We start from the raw sequence: 24,749 nt of genomic DNA on the forward strand, positions 1-24,749 counted from the left end.
ATTACCCGATTTTTTTTCTTCTACGGGTGAAGGAAAAGAGGAATATAAACACGGCTAGAAAAATACCAGTGCGTGCCAAGTAATTTCCGGCTCTTACATAAAACGTAATCTTGTCATTTGTTTTTAAAGTACCTCGCAAAGCTCCTTGTTTTTCATATCCTAAAGAAGTGATAATATTACCGGTTTGATCTATGATTGCAGAAATTCCTGTATTTGCACTACGTGCAATACTTCTTCTGGTTTCTATAGCTCGCAGTCGTGCATAGGATAAATGTTGTCGATGTCCTTGAGTATTTCCCCACCAGGCATCATTGGTAATTATGGATAGGAAATCTGCTCCGTTTCTTACATATCCTGTAGCAAATTCGCCATAAATACTTTCGTAACAAATCATGGTTCCAACACCAATGCCATCTTTGGTATAAAACACTTCTCGGTCATCTTGGGTTGTTTTTTTGGCAACGGTACCTCCCAGGTCTATCATCACATCACCAAGAATGGGTTTTAGCACGCTCTGGTATGGAAAATTCTCTACACCAACTACTAATTTACTCTTATGATATAATTCATACGATTGATCGGGACGTACAAAGAAAGCGGAATTGTAATCATCATAGAATATATTTTCTTTATAAATATTGGTTTGAGGTCTGATCCGAGAAGGATCGTTAAACACATCTACCAAAGACACTCCTGATAGAAAGTTAGCGTTTGGATACAATTTTAAAATGTCTTCACCTGTTTTTTTGGCGACAGAACGTGGAAAATTAGTTAATCGTTTGCTATCCGCAAAAACGGTTTCGGGGGCGATTATAAAGCGAGTATTATTCGTAATTTCTGAAGTGGTAAGCGAAGTAAGTAGATTACTGATTCGCTGATCAGAAGTGTTGTATTTTTCAGTGTAAGGATTGATGTTGGGTTGTAGCAATACCACTTCGATTTCTTTCCCTTTTTCTTCATAAGTTTTAAGAATAACAACCGATATGATGATGGGGATAAGAATAATCAAACCATTTTTTAGAGCTGATCGATACAGTATTTGTTTGTCTTTGTGTTCTTGAAAAAGTAATATGGTTTTGAAAACACTCAGATTTACAATCCATACCCAAAGGGTACCTCCAAAGGTGCCAGTATACTCATACCACTGTATCCACGAAGTGAAACCTGCGAATCCATTACCAAGGTTGAGCCAAGGCCAAGAAACCTGCCATTGTAGGTGAAAGTATTCAAATCCCATCCATATGCTGGCTAAAAATACCGCAGAGATCGAAAACTTTGTTCTTTTTGCTACGATATGATATAGTAGAAAAACCAAAGACATCAAAAGACTATTTACCAATTCTGCTACCCACATTCCAAATGCAGAAGAATTGTAAATCCACCATGTCGTTATCATGTTCCAAGTAAAAAAGGCAAGGTAGGATAAGCCCAATACCTTTAATGCACTTCGTTTACTATTTCTGATTTGGTATTCTGTGACTAGCAGTGGGACAAAGCCGAAAAATAAAAAAAGAGGAAATCCATAAGTTGGCCAACTTATCGCCAAAAGTAATCCAGTAAGAATAGCAAATACAACGTTTTTCATAAAAGAAGAATACACGATAATATATGATAACGAAAATAAACTTATTTCGTTACAAATAAGAAAATAGAATACTTCTTTTTTGTTAAGCTTACTTCATGTGTTCATTCTTGGTGTATAGATAAAATAGTTTGTTATTTTTACACCAAATCCAAAATTCATGCAAATAAAAAAGCACATCCCCAATTGTATTACTTTATTGAACCTTTTTTGTGGTTGTATTGCGGTAGTTTTTGCTGTCAACGGAAAATTAGAGTATGCAGCTTTGTTTGTTATTTTGGGTATCGGATTCGATTTTTTTGATGGGTTAGCGGCGAGGATGCTAAACGTACAAAGTGATTTGGGACTACAATTAGATTCTTTGGCAGATATGGTGACTAGTGGCTTGGTTCCTGGAATTGTAATGTATCACTTGTTATCTCAAGTGGTAGGGGCTCCATTTCATGATGTTACGGATTCTTGGGGGTCGAATGAAACTTTTAAAGAGATAGGTATGTCATATCTATCCTTGCTAGGGTTGTTGGTTACCTTGGCTTCTGCTTATCGTTTGGCCAAATTTAATATAGATACGCGCCAAACTACTTCTTTTATTGGGTTGCCCACTCCTGCAAATACCTTACTGATTATAAGTTTACCACTTATTCTTAAGTTTCAACAACAACTTTGGATTTCAGAAATCATATTGAATATATGGTTTTTGATAGGAGTTACTATATTAAGCTGTTATTTGCTAAACGCAGAAATTCGTTTGTTTTCGTTGAAGTTTAAGACTTGGGGCTTAAAAGAGAATGTAACCCGATATATTTTTCTGATATTAACGATTATTTTGATAGTGGTACTTCAATTTATTGCCATTCCTTTGGTGATCTTGATGTATATCCTTTTGTCCTTAGTATTCAAGGATAAATAACCTTTGCTGAAAATGAAAATTAATTGTTGAAGTCCAGTTTCTTTTTTCTTAATTCGAAATTTTGACCAAGATATACTTTTCGTACCATTTCGTCTTCTGCCAATTCTTCAGGGATTCCTGCTTTTAGAATACTTCCCTCAAACATCAAATAGGTTCTATCTGTGATCGCTAAAGTTTCCTGTACGTTATGGTCCGTGATCAGGATTCCGATATTTTTATCCTTTAATTGCGCTACGATACGCTGAATATCTTCTACAGCAACAGGATCTACACCGGCAAAAGGTTCGTCAAGGAGAATAAAATTAGGGTCTGTAGCTAGAGCTCTAGCGATTTCAGTTCTACGTCTTTCTCCACCACTTAGTAAGTCTCCTCGGTTTTTACGGATATGACCTAAACCAAACTCTTCAATAAGAGCTTCCATTTTGTCGTGCTGCTCTTTTTTGGAAAGTTTAGTCAGTTGTAAAACACTTAGAATATTGTCTTCGATACTCAATTTCCTAAAAACCGAAGCTTCCTGAGCCAGATATCCAATTCCGTTCTGAGCACGTTTATACATAGGGAATTTGGTGATATCGGTATTGTCTAAGGTTATTTTTCCTCCATTTGGCTTCACCAAGCCCACAATCATATAGAAAGAGGTGGTTTTACCTGCTCCATTTGGACCCAGTAATCCAACAATTTCACCTTGATTCACTTCAAGAGAAATTCCTTTTACTACTTTTCTTCCCTTATATGATTTTACTAAGTTATCTGCTTTCAGTTTCATAATAGAATGACTTCTTTAGTTTTGGGGTGTTGCTACAAATGGCCTGTAAATTTACATTATTCTTTCAAACAACAAGTATTTGTTATTTCTGAGCTTCTAATGCATCCCAAAATTCATAAGCTCTTCGTAAATGAGGAATGACAATAGTACCACCTACTAATGTAGCAATACTTAAGGCTTCTGCTACTTCTTCTTTAGAAAGACCTTCTTTATGGCAGGTTTCCAAATGATAACGAACACAATCGTCACAACGTAATACTGCAGAAGCAACAAGACCCAACAATTCTTTGGTTTTTACAGACAATGCTCCTTCCATATAAGCGTTGGTGTCTAGATTGAATATTCTCTTTATCACTTTGTTATTATCCTCCAGGATACGAGAATTCATTTTTTCTCTGTAAGCGTTAAATTCGTCAACGATATTGCTCATTAGGATTGTTTTTGTAGTTTTTGTTTTTCTTTTTTAATAACAATTTTTGAGATAACAATACTTACCTCGTATAATATGATAATCGGAATCGCTACGATCACCTGACTTGCGATATCAGGGGGCGTAATTACTGCAGATAAGATCAGTACGATAACTAATGCAAATTTTCTGTACTTCCTTAAAAATTCGGGAGTAACCAGCCCGACTTTGGTCAAAAAGAACATGATTACAGGTAACTCAAAGATCAATCCACAGGCGATTACAGAAGCTCTTACCAAAGCAATATAGCTGTCGATATCAAACTCGTTCAAAACCTCGGCACTTACTTGATAGCCTCCCAAAAAGTTAATGGATAGTGGGGTAATTACGTAATACCCAAAAAGAACACCAAGAAAGAATAGCCACGAACAAATGATGATAAATCCTTTTGAATATTTCTTCTCATTGTCATATAACGCCGGAGCGATAAATTTCCAAAATTCGTACAGAACATAAGGGAAAGCTATGATGAAACCGGCAGTAATCGAGGTCCAGATATGAACAGAAAACTGTCCAGCTACTTTTCTACTTTGAACACTAAATGGTAATTCTTTAAAACAAAGGCTATCATCCAAGCCTAATAATTTAGATAAATTACAAAGTCCTTTGTAGGTGGGGAAATCTGGTTTCTTAGGACCAAAAATAAGAACGTCGAAAATAAATTCCTTAGCTACAAATGCAATGATAGCTGCTATCAAAACCGCCATAGTTGCTCTTATGAGGTGCCAACGTAACTCTTCTAGATGATCCAGAAAAGACATGGATTGTGGATCTTTTTGCGTATCTGTTGCCATTATAAAATTCCTTCTCGCATTAAATCATGAATATGGACTACACCGCTATATTTACCTTCTTCTGCGGCCAATAATTGCGAAATGGAATTTTCTTCCAATACTTCGAGTGCATCAACCGCCATAGCAGTATTTGTTATTGTTTTAGGGTTAGGAGACATGATATCTTTTGCCGTAAGACCATCAAAAGAAGTGTTGGTCGTCAACATTCGACGGAGGTCACCATCAGTAATGATACCAATAATCTTTTCCTGATCAACGACTGCGGTTGCTCCTAGTCGTTTTTCGGTCATTTCTACAATAACTTCATTAATGTTTGAGTCTGGAGAAACCTGCGGTTTTTCGTTTCTTGAGGTAATGTCACTTACTCTCAAGTATAATTTCTTTCCTAATGCTCCTCCCGGATGGTATTTTGCAAAATCTCTACTCGAAAAACCTTGCAAGTGCAATAGGCATACCGCCAAGGCGTCTCCCATTACTAACTGAGCTGTTGTACTTGTGGTAGGAGCCAGGTTATTTGGACAAGCTTCTTTATCTACATAGGCGTGCAGTATAAAGTCGGCTTCCTGTCCTAAGAATGAATTTTTATTTGCAGTGATACCGATTAACGGATTTTTGAAATTCTTGATCAGCGGGACAAGCACTTTTATTTCTGGTGTATTTCCACTTTTGGAAATACAAATTACAACATCGTCTTTTAGGATATTTCCCAAATCTCCATGTATGGCATCTGCCGCATGCATGAATACCGCTGGAGTACCCGTAGAGTTCATCGTAGCGACAATTTTGGTCGCTATAATAGCACTTTTGCCAATACCCGTTATGATCACTCTGCCTTTTGAGTTTTGTATAGTTTCTACAGCTTTTGCGAATTCTTCGTCGATTAATTCCTCTAAATAAGCTATTGCTTGTGCTTCTTCTGCTATGGTTTTTTTAGCATAAGAAATTATGGTGTCTTGGGTATTCAAAATTTAAAAAATTTGCATGTTATAAATAAAGAATTTATTATCTTTAATTTACGCAAAGGTATGTAATACCTTATTAATTTTAAATACTGTCAAAAAAAAGGATTATAATTTATGATTTCCTTATATTTGACAGTTTAATACTGTAATTGAAATTATCCACTTAAATCTGTTATTGGGGAGATAGATTTTAGTGTTAGTGAAATCTTTATTTAATTGGTTTATAAAAGTTTAAGGATTTAATGAGTGTGAATGAAACTGACTTACAAGATGCCCTCAAGAAGTATTTTGGTTTTAGTCAATTTAGAGGATTACAAGAAAAGGTAATAAAAAGTATTCTTGACAAGCAAAATACTTTTGTAATTATGCCTACAGGTGGTGGGAAGTCCCTATGTTACCAACTCCCAGCATTGATGTGTAAAGGAACGGCAATTGTCGTATCTCCCTTGATCGCCTTGATGAAAAATCAGGTGGATGCTATCCGAAGTATATCTGCAGAAGAAGGAATAGCCCATGTCTTAAATTCATCGTTGAATAAATCAGAGGTAAAAAAGGTAAAAGGAGATATCGAAAGTGGTGTGACAAAACTACTCTATGTCGCTCCAGAGTCGTTAACCAAAGAAGAATACGTAGATTTTTTAAAATCCCAGGAAATTTCTTTTCTAGCGGTAGATGAAGCCCACTGTATTAGTGAGTGGGGGCACGATTTTAGGCCAGAATATAGAAATCTGCGAAATATCATAAAACGGATCGGAGAGGATATTCCTATCATTGGCCTTACGGCAACAGCAACTCCCAAGGTGCAGGAAGATATTCTTAAAAATTTAGGGATGGGCAATGCTCAGACATTTAAAGCTTCTTTCAACCGTCCTAATCTTTTTTATGAAATCCGTCCAAAGACAAAAAATGTAGATGCTGATATTATTCGTTTTGTAAAACAAAATTCGGGTAAAAGCGGTATTGTATATTGCTTAAGTCGAAAACGAGTTGAAGAGCTAGCACAAACATTAGAGGTCAACGGAGTTAAAGCAGTGCCTTATCATGCAGGGCTAGATGCCAAGACTAGAGCAAAGCATCAGGATATGTTTTTGATGGAAGATGCGGATGTTGTGGTGGCCACTATTGCCTTTGGGATGGGAATTGATAAACCGGATGTGAGATTTGTAATTCATCACGATATTCCTAAAAGTATAGAAAGTTATTATCAGGAAACAGGTCGTGCTGGTAGAGATGGCGGAGAAGGACATTGTCTGGCCTACTACTCATATAAAGATATCGAGAAACTCGAGAAGTTTATGAGCGGTAAACCAGTAGCAGAGCAGGAAATAGGTCATGCGTTGCTTCAGGAAGTTGTGGCGTTTGCAGAGACCTCTATATCGCGACGTAAATTCATTTTACATTACTTTGGAGAAGAGTTTGATGAGGTGAATGGAGAAGGAGCAGATATGGATGATAACGTTCGTAATCCGAAGAAAAAGCACGAAGCCAAAGACGAGGCCAGACTACTCTTAGAAGTAGTGAGCAAAACCGGAGAGATATACAAGTCCAAGGACTTGGTAAACACACTTATCGGTAAGAGTAATGCATTAATTATTTCTCATAAGACACACCAACAGGATTTTTTTGGTAGCGGTAAAGCCAAAGAAGATAAATATTGGATGGCGCTGACCAGACAATTATTGGTTGCTGGATATCTAAAAAAGGATATAGAGACCTATGGCATTATACGGATGACCAAAGAAGGAAAAGACTTTATTACGTCACCTTCAAGTTTTATGATGACCGAGGATCATATATATGACGAAACCAAAGATGATACGATTATAACCGCTGCCAAAGGAGGAGGAAAAGGAAGTAGTGACGAGAAATTGGCAGGTATGTTGAAGGATCTGCGAAAGAGTGTAGCCAAAAAGCTCGGAGTACCTCCTTTTGTCGTGTTTCAGGATCCTTCTATAGAGGATATGGCATTAAAATATCCTGTTTCTATAGAAGAATTAGGTAATGTACATGGAGTAGGAGAAGGGAAGGCAAAAAAGTATGGAAAGGAATTTGTTGCCCTTATTGAAAAGTATGTAGAAGAAAATGAAATTGTTCGCCCAGATGATTTCGTAGTAAAGAGCACAGGAGCCAATAGCGGTTTAAAACTATACATTATTCAGAATGTGGATCGCAAATTACCTCTTGATGATATCGCATCTGCCAAGGGTATGCAAATGCCAGAATTTATTAAGGAGATGGAAGCGATCGTATACAGTGGTACAAAATTGAATATCACCTATTGGATTGATGAAATTTTGGATGAAGATCAGCAAGAAGAAATTCATGAGTACTTCTTAGAAGCAGAGAATGACAAAATAGACTTAGCTATCGAAGAATTTGATGGAGACTACGATGATGAAGAACTTCGTTTATATCGAATCAAATTTATTAGTGATGTAGCGAATTAGAGTTTTGTGATAAAAATATATATAAAAGGCTGTCTATATAGACAGCCTTATTTTTTAAATTTAGATTATAGACAGTGGATAACAACAGATTCACATTTTTTAGTTTCTCTTATCAGATCACAATCTTCTCCCTGACTAAAGCATGTTTTTGTTCGATTAACCACAGTGCCTCCTGAGCCACAATCACATATAGATTGATTGGAATCATTGCCTCCGCCTTTAATAGAGTTTCTACCAATTCTAGAAATTACATTTTTCTTTAGTGATAAACCGTCTAACTTTTTTTTCTTCATGATTTTAATGTTTTAAAAAATGATAAGTGCTTGAACATTTAGAGACACTCAAGATGTATGTCTATGATAGTACTATCTGTTGTATCGTTCATCAAATCATGAAATGTTACTACGTTTATTTGTATTCCTTAATGTAAATCTGAAGCCATAAAAAAACCGACTGTATATGCAGTCGGTTTTTTAGTTATTTTTTATTGTTAAAAGCTGTTTAGTGGGATTCCAATGGGGCTGTCCCCTACATCATCGTCATCATCTCCATCAGTAATTGTTATAGGATTTGGAGGTGTAGTACATACAATCAAATTAAAATTACTAGGTTCAAACTTTGGAGGTCGAACAGAGTATGGAGGAACGCTTCCACCATCGTTAAGGGTAGCGACGCTTTCTTCTGCATCAACAACTACATTTTTTCCTTCATCGTTTCTTGGCTTATAAAACCGAGCACAAGGAATGCTCCATCGTTCCACTTTAGTGCATAAAGTTTCTTCTACTACTATAGAAATATACCATCGATTCTTAGCTAATTTTCTGAAGTCGCTTTTTTCGGATTCCGACATATCACCAAAATTGACATAAATGGTTTTTCTACATTCTGTCAAGCCCGATGATTTATGACTTTCAACTTCCGTTATTTCTGTTGTAGTGTTTTTTTGTGGTGCAATGCCTTCTTGCTCATCTATACTACAACTTTGTATTCCAAAAATACATAGCACAGCAAAGCCTAATACAATTAATTTTTTCATAGGATGTGTTTTTGTTTTCCATGTCTATCCATAGGTTTCCTCAAACCTGAAAATGTTATCACGTATGATTAACATTTTTAAGAACTCTTTTTTCTTTTATTGCTTTATACTAGTGTAATGGTATTCCAATAGGGTTATCACCTATGTCGTCATCCTCATCTCCATCTGTGATAATTATAGGATTTGGAGAATTAGTGCATACAATTAAATTGAAATTACTAGGCTCAAACTTTGGAGCCGGATAAATGTAAGGGGGTTGTGCACTTCCACCATCATTGAGTGTTTCCATACTCTCTTCGGCATCAATAACCACGTTTTTTCCTTCATCGTTTTTTGGACTGAAATATAGTTCACAGGGGACTTCCCATACTTCGACCCTCGAACATAAAGTTTCTGCTACAAGAATAGAATTATACCACCGATGCTTGGCAATGATTCTAAATTTTTCTCTATCGGCACTTGACATATTATCACCAAAATTGACATAAATGATTTTTCTACATTCAAGTAGCGTAGGAGCTTTTGTTTGTTTGTTTTGTATTGTAGTAATTTTTTGTGGTACAATGTCTTCTTGTTCATCTATGCTACAACTTTGTATTCCAAAAATACATAGCACAGCAAAACTTAATGCAATTAATTTTTTCATAGGATGTGTTTTTTGTTTTCCGTATTTATCATTAGGTTTCCCCAAACCTAAAAATGTTACCACGCGAAATTAACATTTTTTAAGAATTTCTTGCTTTTTTCTTATAAATTCTAAAATAGAATATCAAGAATATCAGTATCGTAGCAGTAATACCCATAAACAGTATCCAATAATTAGTTGCCGGTAGTAAGGTAGTTGTATCTCCTATTAGTACTAATGGAGCCCAATAATATGGAGATGCTTCGGCATCGATATTGGATTTTAGATAATCCAATTTCGCTAAACGTAGGGCTTCGGACTTAGTCTTTCCGTCACTTAAATTTTTATAAAAATTTGAAGTAATGGTAGCTGTTGTTTTATCATTAGTGCTCCATAAAGAAGGAATTACAGTATTAGCTCCTGAAGCAAAAAAACCTCTAGCTAGGCTTAATACTCCTTCGCCATGTGTAATCTCTCCTAACGAGGTATTGCAAGCACTGAGTACTACCAATTCTGCATTAGTTTTAGAGACGTTAATCTCATCCACCGTTAATTTAGTATTATGAAAGGCAATCCAGGGGGCAATGGAATCAGAAGCATCTGCATGCGTAGCCAAATGTAAAATTTTGTATTTACTTGCCTTCTCCATAAAATTTTCCTTGATGGCCTGTTCATTCAATAAGGAAGAACCTTGGTAATATTCTTGAGCAGTATCAATTTCATCTTTGCTTTTTGATAGCGTAGAAAGGCCATTGGTAAAATTAATGGGTGCTACACCCAAAAACTCATTTTCATGTTGTCTATTTATAGTTGCATTTTCTTTTTGAAAGGATAAAGAGTATACATAGTTTATTTCCGTATTTTCAATCAAGTATGTTCCACTATCTCTATTGGTAACCAGAGCTTCAAATGGAATAAAGCTTAATTGGCGATCGGGAATAATAGTTACTTTTTTATTCTTTAATAGTTTTTTTACTTTTTCAGGGAAAAGCTGATTACATAGTTCATAAGCTACTTCTTTGTAAGAAGAAATATCTGTTGGAGTTCGAAACGGTTGATCTAATCGTTTTCTCAAATCGTATATATTATCCAAGAGCTTTTTAGGGTCATTAACCTTAAAAAAATGTGTATCATTATCCGTAATTGCGATACCAAAAGTTTGAGGAACGGTAAGAGCAATGGATTCTGCTATGGTGTATTGAATAATCGCTTCATCTTTTGTAGGTCTTATCGTGGTTAATGGTAGTGTTTTGGGGTTAACTGTGGTATTTGAATATGCTGGGTATATAGAAGACAATGAATCTTTAAATTGCTGTAGCATTTCTTTTTGAGCTAGTACAACAGCACTGATCGAATCTTTTTTGGTATCTGAGGCGTTAGTAAAACGTCTTTGTTGACGAATAACATTATTTTCCAGTTTTTTCTTTTTTTCTAGAATAGTATCAGGCAGATGAATATTGTTTTTGGTAACCTCTTGAGTCAATAACAGTGCTTTGTTCTTTTCCATAAAGAAAAACGCAGTTTCCTTATCGTTTAATTGGTAGCATGCTTCAAGTCCAATAGCGAATATTTGGGAGGCCAAACTTCTCCATGTAAGTTTGGAACGATAGGACAAGTTTTCGTTCATTACATAATCCGTAAATGCATCGGCAGTTTTTACTGTTTCTATTACATTTTGATAAGAAATATTGTCGTTTTCTTTTTTAGCTTGAGCTATGTAAGTTTGGGCTTTCACCTTTAATAGTTCAAGAAAAGAGGACTTGTCTCTAATATAAATAAGCTCAAAATCTTTTTTTTTAGGAAGCCATTGAGGATCAGTTATTTTTCGATTAAAGTATTCTGAAAATGATTGACAGAAATACTCATGAGCTTTGGAGTAGTTTGCTTGTGTAAAAGCTGAATAACCCAGCCCCTGAAAAATTCGGGGAATCAAATAAGCTGCGCTTTTATTGTCTTTTGTGTAGGAAAGAGCGGTGGTGAAATAATCCTCAGCTAATACTGAATCAAAACTGTAATAAACCATTCCAAAATTGAAATTGACTTGAGCTAGATTTCTAGGATTATTCATTTGTTTGGCTAACGCTATGGCTTTTAGATAGCGAGCGATGGATTTTTCGATATTTTTATCGTCTTCCTGTTTGGTTTTGTGATATAGTTCTCCCAGATTATTGTTGATCGCATACTCTTCATGAATACTTGGGTTTTCCAAAGTATTAAGCAATGAATCTGCAGTTAATAAATGGCTTATTGCTTTGGCATGACTCTCAGGATTTCGAATATTTCTATAAGAGATGGCAGTATTAATATGATTAGATATGATGTATCTTTTATCTTTTACCGGATCATAGTATTTAAAAGCTAATAACTGATATTCTAGTGCTTGATGTGGGTCTCCCAGTATTCGGTACGAATTTCCTATCAAATCGTAGGCTTTGTCATGGTTGTAGTCAGAACCTTTTACTGCTAAAAGTTTCTTTAAAGACTTAATCCCTTCACTATGCCTACGGTTGATAATGTTAAATAGTGAGTGATTATGATAACTTCTTTTTAACATCTCCGGATTAAAGGGGTCGGCTTTTTTTCTAGCCTCTATGGCAATTTCAGTAACTGCTAGCGCTTCCTTCCATTTCTTTTCCTTATAAAATAACCATCGTCCCACCTGATGCGCATCAGAGCCCAATTGGGTATAATCCTCATTTTTTTCGTGTAAATCAAAAAGCTTGTGGTATGTTTCTAGTTTTTCATAATCTTTACCAGGGAGTTGATGAATAGAATCTAATGTAAAAGATATTTCCTGACCAATACAAGTATTAATCAGGAAATACGTAAATATTGTAAATACCAATTTATAGGTTCTCATATATAATTTGAACTAGGAGTTTAATGTGTAGGGTCGAGAATTAATAAATTGAAAATTACTAAAATTTTTGTTAACGAATATTTCTTATGGGTAAACCTGGTAGGTCTTGATCATCATCGTCATCTGGAGGACCAATAAGAAAAGGATCATCCGTATTGTCTTCTTCATTAGGACTTATGCATGCGGAATAGTCAGTAATACTTCCTGCCAAAATAGTAGGAGTAGGTTTTAATTTAGGTTGAAAAGGATTGGTAGACCCGCCATCCTGTGTTGTTGCCATACTACCTTCAGCATCCATAATATCTTCATCACTTTCAATATTAGTTGGGACATCGGAGAAAAGGAGTAAGCAAGGTACATTCCACATTACTAAATATGGGCAATCCGTTGGCTTAACCAATATGTTTCCTGTACCGTACCATTCAAGTTCGGCATTACGAAAGAACGTGTTTCTTTCGGTTAGGGACATAGTGCCAAAATTGACATATACATCTTTTCTACATTCTACTGTACCTATCTTATTATTTCCTGATCCTAATTTGGTAACAGTTAAATTCTCTGGGGAAATTTCCTCCTGATCGTCTGTAGAGCAACTCTGTATTCCAATTACAAAGATTGCAGCCAAAATTAATAAAGCTGATTTTTTCATTAAAAATGTTTTTTTTGTTTTCTAATTTATTAGTATGTTTCCCTTTACATAATAATGTTACCACGCGAAAATAAAAAAAATAAAAAAATAAAGACCTTTTATTGAATGCCCACAGAAGAAAGAGATCTTTTAAAAGAATTAGCTTCAGGAAATAGCAGTGTCATACAAGAGTTGTATAGCTCCGTCTTTCCTAAGATTAGAAGTTTTGTTGTAAAGAACAACGGAGACCCAACAGATGCCGAAGATGTTTTCCAAAAAGCATTGCTGCAGCTCATTGCCAGATATAAAACAAAATCCTTTGTGATAGAAAGCTCTTTTGATGGCTATTTGTACGGTGCTTGCCGTAATTTATGGCGAAGAGAATTAAAAAAACAAAAACGCGTAGTAACAAAACCAGATACTATAGAACTAGTAAGAGAAGAAGATGATATGACTATGGCTGTTTTGGAACAAGAAAAGTGGGAATTGTTCCAGGAAAAGCTAAAGGAATTATCAGATAATTGTAAGCAATTATTAGGCCTTTTCTTTCAAAAAGTACCGTATAAAGAAATTGTCGATAAATTGGGTTACAGTTCGGATAATGTAGTAAGACAACGGATTTTTAATTGTAAATCACAGTTAACAAAATTGATTAAAAGTGACTCTAGATATAAGCAAATTAAAGATGTATGAGTAATTTTTTGGAAGAAATAGATAAATATCTTGATAATATCATGACCCAGGAAGAAAGAAGAGCTTTTGAAGAGAGGGTCGATAATGATAGTACTCTTGCCGAAGAATTAAAGCTTCAAAAAGATATGCGAACAGTCTATAATGACAATGATTGGATCGAAGGAGATAAAACGGCTTTGAAAAATGATGAGGCTAAGCAATTAAGAAATTTCTTTACAAGTGATGAGGCGAAGTCTTTGAAAGCATCAATTACGGAGGTAATGGATAATAATCGATTAAATTCTGGAAATAAAAGGTTTTATTTTTTGGGGATTGCCGCTTCTATTATTGTGCTTATGACCATTTCTATTTTTGTGTTTTCAGAGAGTGATTATAATGATCTCTATGCAGAGAATATTGGATTAGAAGAAATACCGTCGATGATTACCAGAGGTGAAGAAGAAAATGAGCTAATTAACAGTGCGCAAACGTTGTTTGAAAATAAGAAGTATCGGGAAGCCGCAGATGTGTTTTCAAAATATCATAATAGCGATGTGGACACTATAGACCCACTAAGTTACATTTATAAAGGTGTCGCTCATCTAGAATTAGCCGAATTTGATAAAGCCTTGGGTGAATTCGAATTGCTTGAAAAAACACATACACTGCAAAGTAAGAAAGCCGATTGGTACAGGGCTATGGTGTACTTAAAACAAGAAGAAAAGGAAAAATTAAAGCAAATACTTTTACAAATTACTTCAGACAGCACCAATTATAACTTTGAACGAGCAAAAGTACTTCTTGAAGATATCTGATCAAGATAACTTTTGTGATTTACTTTCATGAAAGTTAACTTTTGGAGATTAGCGTCTATGGGATAGCAACAAAAGGTGTCGAAACATTAAAATATATCTTCGGTTTACTTCATAAAAACCATTGGCAATTGACTATCTTTGCTGCTCAAAATTAAAACGTTAAAATATATTGCCATGCAAGACGGATTATACGCAAAATTTAAAACCACCAAAGGAGACATCCTTGTCAATCTTGAATATCAAAAAACACCTGGAACTGTTGGGAACTTTGTAGGACTAGCCGAAGGAAACCTAGAAAATCAGGCGATTCCTCAGGGGAAACCTTACTATAATGGGCTAAAATTCCATAGAGTAATTGCTGATTTTATGATTCAAGGTGGAGATCCACAAGGAACAGGTGCTGGTGGGCCAGGATATCAGTTTGATGATGAAATTCATCCAGATCTAAAACACGATGGACCAGGGGTATTATCTATGGCGAATGCAGGGCCAGGCACAAACGGAAGTCAGTTTTTTATCACTCACGTAGAAACGCCTTGGTTAGACGGGAAACATACTGTTTTTGGTAAAGTTGTAGAGGGGCAAAATGTAGTAAATGAAGTTGTGCAAGGAGATGCGATAGAAGAAGTTGAAATTATAAGAGTTGGGGGAGATGCAGAAGGTTTTAATGCAGTCGAAACTTTTAGACAATTCAACGGTGCCAAAGCAGAACGAGAAGCTGCTGCCAAAAAGAAAGCTGAAGAATTATTGGAAGAATTAGCGACTGGTTTTGATAAGACCGATAGCGGTCTTCGTTATCAAATTATCCAAAAAGGCGATGGGGCAAAAGCCGAGAAAGGTAACACGGTATCAGTACATTACAAAGGGAGTTTGCCAGATGGCACGGTATTTGACTCTTCGTATAAAAGAAATCAACCTATAGACTTTCCATTAGGAATGGGACATGTAATTCCGGGTTGGGACGAAGGAATTGCATTGCTACAGGTTGGAGATAAAGCTCGTTTTGTGATTCCTCCATACCTTGGATATGGAGAAAGAGGAGCAGGAGGAGTAATTCCACCAAATGCAACGCTAATTTTTGATGTTGAATTGGTAAATGTGAAATAATTCATTCAAGAAATGAGTAAACATATTGCAAAAGTCCCTATTTATTAGGGGCTTTTTTTTTGAAAAAAATTAAGAAAATGATAAATTATTTTGAACATTATGTAACAAAAAGAATAGATTGTTGTGTTCACTCATAAAATTTATGTGTTAAACACTATTTTTTGAATTTTAAATTTCTTTTAACAATAGATTTTTATATTTTGCTAAAAATGATTTTGTTAGAGAATTAAGATTTAAGTATCTTATTAACAAAACTGCTATACCCCCTAGATATGAAACAAGTATTAATCGCGTTCTTAATGCTATGCAATATTTGTCTCTGTGTTGGTCAAAGTAAAGAGGATATTTTAACCAATATTAAAGACCAAATGGAGATTATTGATGGCTACATCGAATTTGAAACATTTTATTTGGATCCTGAAGAGTTTTTGGATAAAATGGCGGATCATGGTGCTGAATTGGAAGGATATTATGAACATGAACGTCTCAAAAAGATTCATCGAAAGGTCAGTACCAGAAATGCTAATCTAATTACAGAATTTTATTTTTGGAATGATCAATTGATTTATGTGAATTATAAACAGAGACCTTATCTGTACGCTACCAACGAAAGCGGCCAGAAAGTGTTGGATTATTCACGATCATTTACCAAATACGAGTCTAAGCATTTTTTCAATAATGGAGAAAGAGTAGATAGGGAAACGATAGGGTCTCCATTGGATGATGTTTCTCCTGAAACTGATTTTGTGGAGTATGCCAATAAAATGAAAGGACTTCTCGATAACAAATTCTACAATAAAGATACTTATTCAGCTTTACAAGGAAAATGGTTATACGTTCAAAATACTCAGGATTACATCATTTTTGAAGGAACTATACGATTCAATTTTTACGATGGAAAATTTGCAAATCGTTTAAAAACAAGAATTGAAGACGGTGTTTTGGTATGTTTCTTCCCTATGGATGATCGCATGTATCGATATAAAATAAAAAGTCTTGATGAAAATGTATTGACCTTGATAGATGAGTTTTCGAATGAAGAGTTTATGTACGCTAAAGTAGAGTAATACCCTATGAATTTACAGTATCCCATTGGCCAATTTGAGTGTCCGGAAAATATAACATCAAACGATGTTCAAAAGTGGATTGCTGATATCGAAGAGTTACCGGCTAAACTAATCGATTTGGTGACAGGGTTTACAGAGGAGCAATTGGCGACTCCATACCGTGAAGGAGGCTGGACTGCTAGGCAAGTTATTCATCATATTCATGATAGTCATCACAACGGATACATACGTTTTAAATGGGCAATGACAGAAGATACACCGACAATAAAAGCGTATTATGAAAATTTGTGGGCAGAATTGTTTGATACCAAAACCGCTCCTATTCATTTGTCTCTAGATCTCATAAAGGCATTACATGCCAAATGGGTGTATTTTCTGAAAGGACTTACAGAAGAAGACTTAAAAAAGGCTTTTGTACATCCAGAAGGTAATGTAACTATATCTCTGGCAGAAGATATAGGTATTTATGCTTGGCATGGAAATCATCATCTGGCACATTTAAAGATTGTGGCGGGAGTTCTTTAGATTTTTAAAGTCATACGTTGCATACCTCTATATCCTTCCTTTAATCCAGGGTAGTCCAATTCATAGTGATATACGGTAGTAAATCCTGTCTTTTTGTAAAAATCCAATGCTTTACTGGTAGTCATTACATCCAACCAAATGACTTTTTTATTGATGGACCTTGCATACTCAATGATAAATTGCATGGCTTTTTTTCCGATCCCCAAACCAGTCGATGATCGTAATAAGTAAATTTTTTCTAATTGTAAGGCTTCATCATTGCTGTAGTCTTCAACAAGTTCATCTTGTCGTATTTTCAATAATCCAAGATTTACATCTCCTTTCTTGATCAAATAGTACGCAATGTTTTCGATGTCGAAATCCTTTTCAAAAGCCTTCTTGCTAAAACTCAGATTAAGATAAAAGGATGGGTCTTGATTTTGCCAGATATGAGCATAATGCTCGGGATAAAAAGATTGACTTATTGTGGTCAGAATATCGATATCTTTTTTAGAGCATTTTTCAAAACGAATTTCTGATAGCATAAATTATTCCTTCCATTTGATATTACATCCAATACTTGGTTTTTGGTCACTAGAAACGGTAGCATTTCGTAAAACGGCATCCAATGCTTGTCGTAGATCACGACCATTTACGGGAATTCCGTTTCCAGGGCGGGAATCGTCTAATTGACCTCGATAGATTAATTTCAATTGAGCGTCAAACAGATAAAAATCTGGAGTGCAAGCCGCATCATATGCTTTTGCTATTTCTTGTGTTTCATCAAATAAATACGGGAACGTATAATTATTTTTCTGAGCGGTTTTCCACATTTCTTTAGGACCATCCTGAGGATATTTTTCGATATCATTACTGCTAATAGCCACAAAACCAAAGCCCTGTACTCTGTAGTCATTAGCGACTCTTACAATTTCTTCATTTACATGAATCACAAATGGACAATGGTTACAAATAAACATAACCACAGTGCCTTTTTCTCCTTTTACATCTTGCAATGAAAATTTATCGTTAGTAACAGCATCCGTTAAACGAAAATCAGGGGCTATAGTGCCCAAAGGAAGCATATTTGAAGGAGTACGTGCCATAATTATTTCAACATTTACAAAGGTTCCAAATTACAATATTATACTGTATAAGTCTAAAAATTGTTACCTTAGTTACAGTTAATAGTTCACTTCCTAAAATAAGCGTTAATTATGAAGACATTAGACAGTTGGTTTGAGGAGTATGCGGTAAGCCATCAAAATAAAACAAATATTGCCATTCATTTTATTTGTGTTCCTGCCATATTTTTTTCGATTGTAGGTTTGTTAATGAGTATTCCTAGTGGTATACTGGCAGGCATTATTCCTGGAACAAATCCATTTATAGAAAATTGGGCTTTTTTAATCCTATTAGTAGTGTTGTTTTTCTACGTAAGATTATCCATAAAAATGGCATTACAAATCTTATTGTTTTCTGCATTTTGTATTATAGCCAATTATTACATCGGTCAATATGCTCCTTTGTGGATGGTTTCTGTAGGTATTTTTGCTTTGGCCTGGATCGGCCAATTTTATGGACACAAGATTGAAGGGAAAAAACCTTCGTTTATCAAAGACCTTCAGTTTTTATTGATCGGACCAGCCTGGGTAATTCAAAAAATGTTTGGAAAAAAATAAGATGACATTACACGATTGGAAAGATTCGGGTTCTTATTTCACCTATAAGGACAAACATCAAGTGTTTTATCAAAAATCAGGAGAAGGGGAGGTCCTTGTTTTGGTACATGGTTTTCCTACTTCTTCCTGGGATTGGGAGAAAATTTGGAGCAGCTTAACTACCAAGTACGAAGTGCATACTTTGGATATGATGGGGTATGGATTTACTTCAAAACCTAAGGATTTCAAATATTCCATTGCGGCACAGGTGGATTTATGGGAGCATTATCTTTCAGAACAAAAAATAGACAAGTTTCATATTCTGGCTCATGATTATGGAGATACAGTAGTGCAGGAAATGCTGGCGAGATATAAAGAGAACAAACAGTACCCTTATGATATCAAATCGGTTGTATTTCTGAATGGAGGGATGTTCCCCGAGACCAATTTTCCAACCATTACGCAAAGACTTTTACTAACCCCGTTCGGAAATCTGCTAAAACATTTTATGGGTAGAAATACCTTGGCCAAGAATTTTAAAAAGATTTTCGGAGCGCATACACAACCCAGTGCAGAAGAGATAGATGAGTTTTGGGAGGTAGTAGACTACAATAATGGTAAAGATGTGATTCCTAAGCTCATTAAATACTTAACAGAAAGAGATGTGTATAAAATCAGATGGAGAGAGGCTATTCAATACACAGATATGCCCAAACGTTTGATAGATGGGGGAGTTGATCCTATTTCAGGCAAGCATATGGCAGATTTCTATCAGGAAATCGTTCCCAACGCCGATGTGATCGTTTTAGAAGAGATAGGACATTACCCACAAGTAGAGGCTCCCGAAAAAGTATTACAGTATTATTACGAATTTCGGGACGCCTTGTGAGAGACCTTTTAATCACGTTATTTACATGGTGTGATCAAAAAAGATGGCATTCATTAATAATTTGTTAGTTCCATACCAAAAGGCTCTAAAATTCGTATTGTCTGTAAATAGAATGATGTCACCTTTACCCATATCGTTATGGCGGAATGGTACCGTTGTTGCCAAAGAATCCAAATTCTTTTTGCTGATGTATCCACTTAATAATGGGTTTTTGGTGTACTGTATGGGGTTATTATAACTTTGGGTATCTGGTTTTACAAAAAAGGTTGTATTTCTAAATAGAGCCACTTTATCTCGGGCATATCCAAAGTTAATGGGATGAGAGCGATCTATGTTAGCCTCAAAAATAGCCCCTCCGATATACTGCGCACCAGCAAAGTCTTGTTTTTGTTCGAACGAAATATTTTTCGCATCATTTTTTGGTCGTGCGAAATCGATATTCATCAATCCATTATTCTTAAAAAACTGAGCTGCATTTCGATAACCGATCAATGTACCTCCGTTTCGGATCCAGGTTTTTAATTTCTCTACTTTTTCGCTATTGATATGTTGCCTGTTACTATTGGGTAGAATGATATGTGTATACTTTGATAAGTCGATGTTTGCAAAGCGATCGGTGGTTATTTTTGTAATAGGAATGTCATATCGTTGATCCATCAGATGCCATATTTCTCCTGCGTCATAAGGGGTGATTCCTTGTCCTGTGAATAGCGCTATTTTGGGTAAGGTTAAAGTTCTGAATTGATTGCTCCCTAGGTCTATCCCTAGCGTTAATCCGGTTTGTACACCGGTAATATTAATATGATTTTCTGAAGCTACTTGTTGCAGTAGATTATGAATCTGATCTGCACTCAAAATTTGATTCTGAATAGGAATTAGTATTGTACCATAATCATATTTTTTACCTTCGAGTTCAAAAGATTGTAAGCCTACTTTTGCGCGTAACCCTTTGGATAAGATTTGGTACAAAGCTTTAGGGCTATAATACTCATGCCATTGCATGAGGTAAGCATAAGAGCTCTTATTTACCGATTCTGGATTCTTGGGTTTAACTTCTGTTACTTTGCTACCCACGTTTGACAAAGGAGCGTTTTCTGTATATTCCAAATTAAACGCCATGGGTAATGTCCATGCAGAAATATCATAAAAAAGACTATCCTGGAAAGTGGTTCTCTTTTCGAAAATAGCTTTTAATAGTCTCTTTTGACGTTGATTTTTGGGAACTATGTAGCTGTATCCTTTCTTGAACGCTTTTCCGTTGATGGTTACATCCTGTTTTAACTCATGTAGTTCGATCTTATGTCGATGTAACATTTCAGCAAGGTGATAAGTGGATCCGGCGTCCTTAGTATTTCCAAAAAGATAGGCGCCTTTCACGGTTTCTTGCCTTGCATTTGCATAAAAATCACGTTTATAAGTAAGTAACTCTTTACGCATTTCCTTTGTAGCGTTCAGGGTAGAAAGTATAGTTGTAAATTGATTTCTTATGGTGTAGGGGAACGTAAGTAAACCGTTAGCGGATTGCTGAGCATGACCTCTGGAGCTTCCTTGTTCGAATAAAATTCCGATTCCACCATTGATATCAGGAAACGTAGATCCCTTACCATAGTAGAAATCGTCAAAGTTTTCTTCAGTATAATACAAGGAGCCGATCTTATCCAATGCTTTGGCATGAAAATTAGCAATCTTTTTGGTGAGTTGCTGATTGAGTTTAGGAGTCAACGGGTGTGTTCTGGACTGGATTCCTGGTTGAAAAAAGAAGGTGCTGTTTGTGCCCATTTCATGGTGATCGGTAAGTACATTAGGATACCACTGATGAAAAGTTTTTATTCTGGCTCGAGATTCTGGCAATTGGGCAGGTAGCCAATCACGATTCATATCAAACCAATAGTGGTTGGTTCGACCTCCTGGCCAGACTTCACGATATTCACGATCCTGCGGATCTGTACTTATATTTTTACTTTTATTTGTATTGGCCCAATACGCAAAACGCTGTAATCCATCTGGGTTTAGGCATGGGTCGAATAGAATTACCGTATTATCTAATAGGTTTTCAATTTCTGGACCCTGGGCAGCAGCAAGATAGTATGCGGCTACCAAGGCAGCATTAGCACCACTCGGTTCGTTACCATGGATAGAAAATCCCTGGTAAACAACTGCAGGGAGAGATTCTAGATCAATAGTGTTTGCATTGCTTTCGATCAATTGAAGGTGTTGTTGTCGTATTTGATTAATGTTTTGATGATTTTTTTCTGAAGTGATCGTTAGTAAGAATAAAGGTCTGTCTTCAAAAGTTTTTCCCCGGTTTTCGATTGTTATTCTCGAAGATGATTGAGCAAGGGTTGTAATGTAGTTCACGAGCTTATCATGAGAAACGTGCCATTTTCCGGGAACAAAACCTAATACGCTTTGTGGAGTAGGTATGGAAGAATTGTAAGTAACATTTTTTGGTAGGTAATAATCTAAAGAAAGATTTTGTTGTGCGGTAGCGGTAATTCCTGTAAAAAAAATAAACGCTGCGTAGAGGTACTTCATTTTTGAGCTGAGTTATTTTGTGAAGCGTGAATATAAAAAAAACCGCTTCAGAGAATGAAGCGGTTTACATAACTTTAACTTAACCTGTATGGCTATGTCTTATATGTCGTCAAAACTTACGTCTGTAAAACTTTCAGTAGAAGCAGTAACTTCTTCAGTGCCTACAGCTGTTTTTTCATATGATTTTTGATAGTCTTTTTGGTGTCTTTCGCTAATCACTTCTTCACCTTTTTCATCAACAATGAAATTAGTCATCTCATTTAGGATTTCAGTAAATCCAGCGAAATCTTCTTTGTAAAGATAGATCTTGTGTTTCTTGTAGTGAAAAGATCCGTCGTCGTTAGTGAACTTTTTACTTTCTGTTATAGTTAGATAGTAATCCCCTGCTTTGGTAGCCCTAACATCAAAGAAATATGTTCTTCTTCCTGCTCTTAAAACTTTTGAGAAAATTTCTTCTTTCTCCATCATTTCATTGTCATTCATAATCCGTATTTCTTAATTAATTAATATACTATGATGGTTTCAAAAATCTAAAAAAATTGTTAATCGCACAAAAAAAAGCTTAAATTTCTTTTTCATCGAGCTGTTTTAAGTACAATTCTTTATAGTATCCGTCTTCTGTGATTAACTGATTATGAGTGCCTTGCTGGGTGATCTGCCCGTCGTCTATGACTATGATTTTATCCGCGTTTTTGGTAGTAGATACACGATGACTTACGATAAATGTGGTTTTATCCTTAGAAATCTTCCCTAGATTAGACATGATCTCCTCTTCAGTCTCTGTATCTACTGCAGATAGGCAATCGTCAAATAATAGTATGGAGGGGTCTTTGATGATCGCTCTTGCAATCGATACTCTTTGTTTTTGTCCTCCGGATAATGTAATTCCACGTTCACCCAAAATAGTGTCATATCCATTGGTAAAACCAACAATGTTTTTGTGCACTACAGCGTTCTTTGCGGCCTGATATACTTCTTCATCGGTGGCGTCTTCTTTTCCGAATTTAATATTGTTTTTAATAGAGTCACTAAATAAAAAAGCATCTTGAGGTACATAACCTATATGATTTCTGAGATCAAGTAGATTGATGTCTTTTATAGGTCTACCATCTATTTCTATCACTCCAGAAGAGACATCGTATAATCTTCCTATCAAATCTAAAATAGTAGATTTTCCAGAACCTGTTTTACCGATAATACCAATAGTTTCGCCTTTGTTAATCTCAAAACTGATGCTTTTTAACGCGGTAATATTCGTGTCATCATAAATAAAACTAACATCTTTGAATTTAATATTCCCTTGGATAGGAGTTTTTTGGGTTACTGTGTTTACAATCTCAGGTTCTTGGCTCAGAAATTCATTGATTCTTACCTGAGAGGCCTCTGCTTGTTGTACTATAGAACTTACCCATCCAACGGTAGCTACCGGCCAGGTAAGCATATTTACATAAAGTATAAATTGTACAATGACTCCTATCTCTTGTATCGTTCCGTCGAGATATTGTTTCCCACCAATATAAATCACCAAAATATTACTGAATCCTATAAGTAATACCATCAACGGGAAGAATAGTGCCTGTACTTTGGCAAGATCTAAGTTTTTGGATTTACTTGCACTCGATAATTCAGTGAAATTTTGATTAGTTTGCGGTTCAATGCCATACGCTTTTATAACCGTAATACCACTAAATGACTCTTGAGTAAATGTGGTCAATTTTGATAAGAACTCTTGTACAACGGTACTACGATTATGTATAGCTACACTTAACTTATAAATAGAGACTGATAGTATGGGTAGAGGAGCAACGGTATATAATGTGAGTTCTGGTGCAATACTTATCATATATCCAATAACCACGACAAATAGAGTTATGGTGTTTACACTATACATGATAGCAGGACCAACATACATTCTTACCTTTGACACATCCTCACTTATTCGATTCATCAGATCACCAGTCCTGTTTTTTTTATAGAAATTAAGGGATAATCTTTCATAATGCTGAAAAACTTCATTTTTCAAATCAAATTCTATAAATCTGGAAACGACAATAAAGGTTTGGCGCATTAAAAAGGTGAATAGTGCAGAAATTAGAACTGCTCCCAAAATGAGAAGGATATTAATAATGAGCCCGTTTTTTACTTGTGAAATATCTGTGACGTCGTTATTGATGTATTTCTCTACAATATCTACAGAATCTCCCACAATTGTAGGAACTAAGGTCGAGAAAATTCTAGCAATTACGGTAATTACTAAACCAATTAAAAGTCGGTATTTATACTTTAAAAAGTATTTGTTCAAATGGCGTAATGCGCGCATGTAAGATCTTTTTGCAAGGGGTTAATTATTAAAGAATTCGTAAAATTTAACAGCTAAAAATTTTAATTTCATAAAAATGCATTATTTTAGCACTCTGATT

Annotated in this window: 24 protein-coding genes; 9 read left to right on the forward strand and 15 right to left on the reverse strand. The window is 35.5% G+C overall.

Annotation, left to right across the window (positions count from 1 at the left end; translation table 11 throughout):
• Position 1: 1 nt before the first annotated feature.
• Entirely contained in the window at positions 2-1,585 is a 1,584-nt protein-coding gene (gene lnt / locus ACXAGJ_RS18785) for an apolipoprotein N-acyltransferase (RefSeq protein WP_474841929.1), read from the reverse strand.
• Between the two features lie 157 nt (positions 1,586-1,742).
• Between lnt and ACXAGJ_RS18790 the strand changes: the two genes are divergently transcribed.
• On the forward strand, positions 1,743-2,492 hold the full coding sequence (locus ACXAGJ_RS18790) for a CDP-alcohol phosphatidyltransferase family protein (protein WP_474841931.1): 750 nt from the start codon (positions 1,743-1,745) through the stop codon (positions 2,490-2,492).
• Between the two features lie 19 nt (positions 2,493-2,511).
• Here the strand turns inward: ACXAGJ_RS18790 and lptB are convergent, their stop codons facing one another.
• The 4 genes from lptB to ACXAGJ_RS18810 all read right to left on the reverse strand — a co-directional run bounded on the left by lptB (position 2,512) and on the right by ACXAGJ_RS18810 (position 5,486).
• Positions 2,512-3,258, reverse strand: a complete 747-nt coding sequence (gene lptB / locus ACXAGJ_RS18795; protein WP_474841933.1) for an LPS export ABC transporter ATP-binding protein — start codon at positions 3,256-3,258, stop codon at positions 2,512-2,514.
• A gap of 82 nt (positions 3,259-3,340) precedes the next feature.
• Positions 3,341-3,688, reverse strand: coding sequence for a carboxymuconolactone decarboxylase family protein (locus ACXAGJ_RS18800; protein WP_073315252.1), 348 nt, complete (start codon positions 3,686-3,688; stop codon positions 3,341-3,343).
• A complete protein-coding gene (tatC, locus tag ACXAGJ_RS18805) occupies positions 3,688-4,521 on the reverse strand; it encodes a twin-arginine translocase subunit TatC (protein WP_474841935.1) in 834 nt (277 codons plus the stop codon). The genes ACXAGJ_RS18800 and tatC overlap by 1 nt, the downstream gene beginning before the upstream one ends.
• Positions 4,521-5,486 carry a KpsF/GutQ family sugar-phosphate isomerase gene (locus ACXAGJ_RS18810; protein WP_474841937.1) on the reverse strand — a complete coding sequence of 322 codons (966 nt, stop codon included), beginning with the start codon at positions 5,484-5,486 and terminating at the stop codon, positions 4,521-4,523. Before ACXAGJ_RS18810 ends, tatC begins: the two co-directional genes overlap by 1 nt.
• A gap of 239 nt (positions 5,487-5,725) precedes the next feature.
• On the opposite strand from ACXAGJ_RS18810, the gene ACXAGJ_RS18815 reads away from it, so the two are divergent.
• Positions 5,726-7,930 carry a RecQ family ATP-dependent DNA helicase gene (locus ACXAGJ_RS18815; protein WP_474841939.1) on the forward strand — a complete coding sequence of 735 codons (2,205 nt, stop codon included), beginning with the start codon at positions 5,726-5,728 and terminating at the stop codon, positions 7,928-7,930.
• Positions 7,931-7,995: 65 nt separating this feature from the next.
• On the opposite strand, the gene ACXAGJ_RS18820 is transcribed toward ACXAGJ_RS18815, so the two are convergent.
• The 5 genes from ACXAGJ_RS18820 to ACXAGJ_RS18840 all read right to left on the reverse strand — a co-directional run bounded on the left by ACXAGJ_RS18820 (position 7,996) and on the right by ACXAGJ_RS18840 (position 13,100).
• The gene (locus ACXAGJ_RS18820; RefSeq protein WP_474841941.1) at positions 7,996-8,223 is read right to left on the reverse strand and encodes a hypothetical protein; all 228 of its coding nucleotides are present in this window, start codon (positions 8,221-8,223) and stop codon (positions 7,996-7,998) included.
• 197 nt (positions 8,224-8,420) lie between these two features.
• Complete coding sequence (locus tag ACXAGJ_RS18825) at positions 8,421-8,966, reverse strand: hypothetical protein (RefSeq protein WP_474841943.1); 546 nt, start codon at positions 8,964-8,966, stop codon at positions 8,421-8,423.
• Between the two features lie 109 nt (positions 8,967-9,075).
• A complete protein-coding gene (locus ACXAGJ_RS18830; protein WP_474841945.1) occupies positions 9,076-9,612 on the reverse strand; it encodes a hypothetical protein in 537 nt (178 codons plus the stop codon).
• A gap of 79 nt (positions 9,613-9,691) precedes the next feature.
• A complete protein-coding gene (locus tag ACXAGJ_RS18835; RefSeq protein ID WP_474841947.1) occupies positions 9,692-12,451 on the reverse strand; it encodes a CHAT domain-containing protein in 2,760 nt (919 codons plus the stop codon).
• A gap of 70 nt (positions 12,452-12,521) precedes the next feature.
• The gene (locus ACXAGJ_RS18840; RefSeq protein ID WP_474841949.1) at positions 12,522-13,100 is read right to left on the reverse strand and encodes a hypothetical protein; all 579 of its coding nucleotides are present in this window, start codon (positions 13,098-13,100) and stop codon (positions 12,522-12,524) included.
• Positions 13,101-13,205: 105 nt separating this feature from the next.
• On the opposite strand from ACXAGJ_RS18840, the gene ACXAGJ_RS18845 reads away from it, so the two are divergent.
• The 5 genes from ACXAGJ_RS18845 to ACXAGJ_RS18865 all read left to right on the forward strand — a co-directional run bounded on the left by ACXAGJ_RS18845 (position 13,206) and on the right by ACXAGJ_RS18865 (position 17,265).
• Entirely contained in the window at positions 13,206-13,772 is a 567-nt protein-coding gene (locus tag ACXAGJ_RS18845) for an RNA polymerase sigma factor (RefSeq protein WP_073315244.1), read from the forward strand.
• Positions 13,769-14,566, forward strand: a complete 798-nt coding sequence (locus ACXAGJ_RS18850) for a tetratricopeptide repeat protein (RefSeq protein WP_474841951.1) — start codon at positions 13,769-13,771, stop codon at positions 14,564-14,566. Before ACXAGJ_RS18845 ends, ACXAGJ_RS18850 begins: the two co-directional genes overlap by 4 nt.
• Positions 14,567-14,740: 174 nt before the next feature.
• On the forward strand, positions 14,741-15,673 hold the full coding sequence (locus ACXAGJ_RS18855; protein WP_474841953.1) for a peptidylprolyl isomerase: 933 nt from the start codon (positions 14,741-14,743) through the stop codon (positions 15,671-15,673).
• Positions 15,674-15,945: 272 nt separating this feature from the next.
• Positions 15,946-16,740 (forward strand): hypothetical protein, encoded by a 795-nt coding sequence (locus tag ACXAGJ_RS18860; RefSeq protein ID WP_474841955.1) that lies wholly within the window; start codon positions 15,946-15,948, stop codon positions 16,738-16,740.
• Positions 16,741-16,746: 6 nt separating this feature from the next.
• Positions 16,747-17,265, forward strand: coding sequence for a YfiT family bacillithiol transferase (locus ACXAGJ_RS18865; RefSeq protein ID WP_474841957.1), 519 nt, complete (start codon positions 16,747-16,749; stop codon positions 17,263-17,265).
• Here ACXAGJ_RS18865 and ACXAGJ_RS18870 read toward each other — a convergent pair.
• Positions 17,262-17,789 carry a GNAT family N-acetyltransferase gene (locus ACXAGJ_RS18870; RefSeq protein ID WP_474841959.1) on the reverse strand — a complete coding sequence of 176 codons (528 nt, stop codon included), beginning with the start codon at positions 17,787-17,789 and terminating at the stop codon, positions 17,262-17,264. The genes ACXAGJ_RS18865 and ACXAGJ_RS18870 overlap by 4 nt on opposite strands.
• 3 nt (positions 17,790-17,792) lie before the next feature.
• Positions 17,793-18,350 carry a thioredoxin family protein gene (locus tag ACXAGJ_RS18875; RefSeq protein ID WP_474841961.1) on the reverse strand — a complete coding sequence of 186 codons (558 nt, stop codon included), beginning with the start codon at positions 18,348-18,350 and terminating at the stop codon, positions 17,793-17,795.
• Between the two features lie 111 nt (positions 18,351-18,461).
• On the opposite strand from ACXAGJ_RS18875, the gene ACXAGJ_RS18880 reads away from it, so the two are divergent.
• Both ACXAGJ_RS18880 and ACXAGJ_RS18885 read left to right on the forward strand, forming a co-directional pair.
• Positions 18,462-18,926 carry an Mpo1 family 2-hydroxy fatty acid dioxygenase gene (locus ACXAGJ_RS18880; RefSeq protein ID WP_474841963.1) on the forward strand — a complete coding sequence of 155 codons (465 nt, stop codon included), beginning with the start codon at positions 18,462-18,464 and terminating at the stop codon, positions 18,924-18,926.
• A 1-nt stretch (position 18,927) separates the two neighbouring features.
• A complete protein-coding gene (locus ACXAGJ_RS18885) occupies positions 18,928-19,794 on the forward strand; it encodes an alpha/beta fold hydrolase (protein ID WP_474841965.1) in 867 nt (288 codons plus the stop codon).
• Positions 19,795-19,815: 21 nt separating this feature from the next.
• Here the strand turns inward: ACXAGJ_RS18885 and ACXAGJ_RS18890 are convergent, their stop codons facing one another.
• The 3 genes from ACXAGJ_RS18890 to ACXAGJ_RS18900 all read right to left on the reverse strand — a co-directional run bounded on the left by ACXAGJ_RS18890 (position 19,816) and on the right by ACXAGJ_RS18900 (position 24,649).
• The gene (locus tag ACXAGJ_RS18890; RefSeq protein WP_474841967.1) at positions 19,816-22,329 is read right to left on the reverse strand and encodes a M14 family metallopeptidase; all 2,514 of its coding nucleotides are present in this window, start codon (positions 22,327-22,329) and stop codon (positions 19,816-19,818) included.
• Between the two features lie 99 nt (positions 22,330-22,428).
• Positions 22,429-22,812: a DUF3276 family protein gene (locus tag ACXAGJ_RS18895; protein ID WP_473285915.1), complete on the reverse strand. Its 384-nt coding sequence runs from the start codon at positions 22,810-22,812 to the stop codon at positions 22,429-22,431.
• A gap of 79 nt (positions 22,813-22,891) precedes the next feature.
• Positions 22,892-24,649 (reverse strand): ABC transporter ATP-binding protein, encoded by a 1,758-nt coding sequence (locus ACXAGJ_RS18900; RefSeq protein ID WP_474841969.1) that lies wholly within the window; start codon positions 24,647-24,649, stop codon positions 22,892-22,894.
• Between the last annotated feature and the right edge of the window lie 100 nt (positions 24,650-24,749).

The organism is Aquimarina sp. AWH4_224 (assembly GCF_056160245.1).

Excerpts from the sequence above, each read along its gene's own strand:
- ACXAGJ_RS18875 (WP_474841961.1), bottom strand. The coding sequence starts at position 18,350 with ATGGCACGTACTCCTTCAAATATGCTTCCTTTGGGCACTATAGCCCCT.
- ACXAGJ_RS18825 (WP_474841943.1), bottom strand. The coding sequence starts at position 8,966 with ATGAAAAAATTAATTGTATTAGGCTTTGCTGTGCTATGTATTTTTGGA.
- ACXAGJ_RS18850 (WP_474841951.1), top strand. The coding sequence starts at position 13,769 with ATGAGTAATTTTTTGGAAGAAATAGATAAATATCTTGATAATATCATG.
- ACXAGJ_RS18870 (WP_474841959.1), bottom strand. The coding sequence starts at position 17,789 with ATGCTATCAGAAATTCGTTTTGAAAAATGCTCTAAAAAAGATATCGAT.
- lnt (WP_474841929.1), bottom strand. The coding sequence starts at position 1,585 with ATGAAAAACGTTGTATTTGCTATTCTTACTGGATTACTTTTGGCGATA.
- ACXAGJ_RS18790 (WP_474841931.1), top strand. The coding sequence starts at position 1,743 with ATGCAAATAAAAAAGCACATCCCCAATTGTATTACTTTATTGAACCTT.
- ACXAGJ_RS18820 (WP_474841941.1), bottom strand. The coding sequence starts at position 8,223 with ATGAAGAAAAAAAAGTTAGACGGTTTATCACTAAAGAAAAATGTAATT.
- ACXAGJ_RS18840 (WP_474841949.1), bottom strand. The coding sequence starts at position 13,100 with ATGAAAAAATCAGCTTTATTAATTTTGGCTGCAATCTTTGTAATTGGA.
- ACXAGJ_RS18890 (WP_474841967.1), bottom strand. The coding sequence starts at position 22,329 with ATGAAGTACCTCTACGCAGCGTTTATTTTTTTTACAGGAATTACCGCT.
- lptB (WP_474841933.1), bottom strand. The coding sequence starts at position 3,258 with ATGAAACTGAAAGCAGATAACTTAGTAAAATCATATAAGGGAAGAAAA.
- ACXAGJ_RS18845 (WP_073315244.1), top strand. The coding sequence starts at position 13,206 with ATGCCCACAGAAGAAAGAGATCTTTTAAAAGAATTAGCTTCAGGAAAT.
- ACXAGJ_RS18885 (WP_474841965.1), top strand. The coding sequence starts at position 18,928 with ATGACATTACACGATTGGAAAGATTCGGGTTCTTATTTCACCTATAAG.
- ACXAGJ_RS18895 (WP_473285915.1), bottom strand. The coding sequence starts at position 22,812 with ATGAATGACAATGAAATGATGGAGAAAGAAGAAATTTTCTCAAAAGTT.
- ACXAGJ_RS18865 (WP_474841957.1), top strand. The coding sequence starts at position 16,747 with ATGAATTTACAGTATCCCATTGGCCAATTTGAGTGTCCGGAAAATATA.
- ACXAGJ_RS18835 (WP_474841947.1), bottom strand. The coding sequence starts at position 12,451 with ATGAGAACCTATAAATTGGTATTTACAATATTTACGTATTTCCTGATT.
- ACXAGJ_RS18900 (WP_474841969.1), bottom strand. The coding sequence starts at position 24,649 with ATGCGCGCATTACGCCATTTGAACAAATACTTTTTAAAGTATAAATAC.
- ACXAGJ_RS18860 (WP_474841955.1), top strand. The coding sequence starts at position 15,946 with ATGAAACAAGTATTAATCGCGTTCTTAATGCTATGCAATATTTGTCTC.
- ACXAGJ_RS18855 (WP_474841953.1), top strand. The coding sequence starts at position 14,741 with ATGCAAGACGGATTATACGCAAAATTTAAAACCACCAAAGGAGACATC.
- ACXAGJ_RS18815 (WP_474841939.1), top strand. The coding sequence starts at position 5,726 with ATGAGTGTGAATGAAACTGACTTACAAGATGCCCTCAAGAAGTATTTT.
- ACXAGJ_RS18830 (WP_474841945.1), bottom strand. The coding sequence starts at position 9,612 with ATGAAAAAATTAATTGCATTAAGTTTTGCTGTGCTATGTATTTTTGGA.
- tatC (WP_474841935.1), bottom strand. The coding sequence starts at position 4,521 with ATGGCAACAGATACGCAAAAAGATCCACAATCCATGTCTTTTCTGGAT.
- ACXAGJ_RS18880 (WP_474841963.1), top strand. The coding sequence starts at position 18,462 with ATGAAGACATTAGACAGTTGGTTTGAGGAGTATGCGGTAAGCCATCAA.
- ACXAGJ_RS18800 (WP_073315252.1), bottom strand. The coding sequence starts at position 3,688 with ATGAGCAATATCGTTGACGAATTTAACGCTTACAGAGAAAAAATGAAT.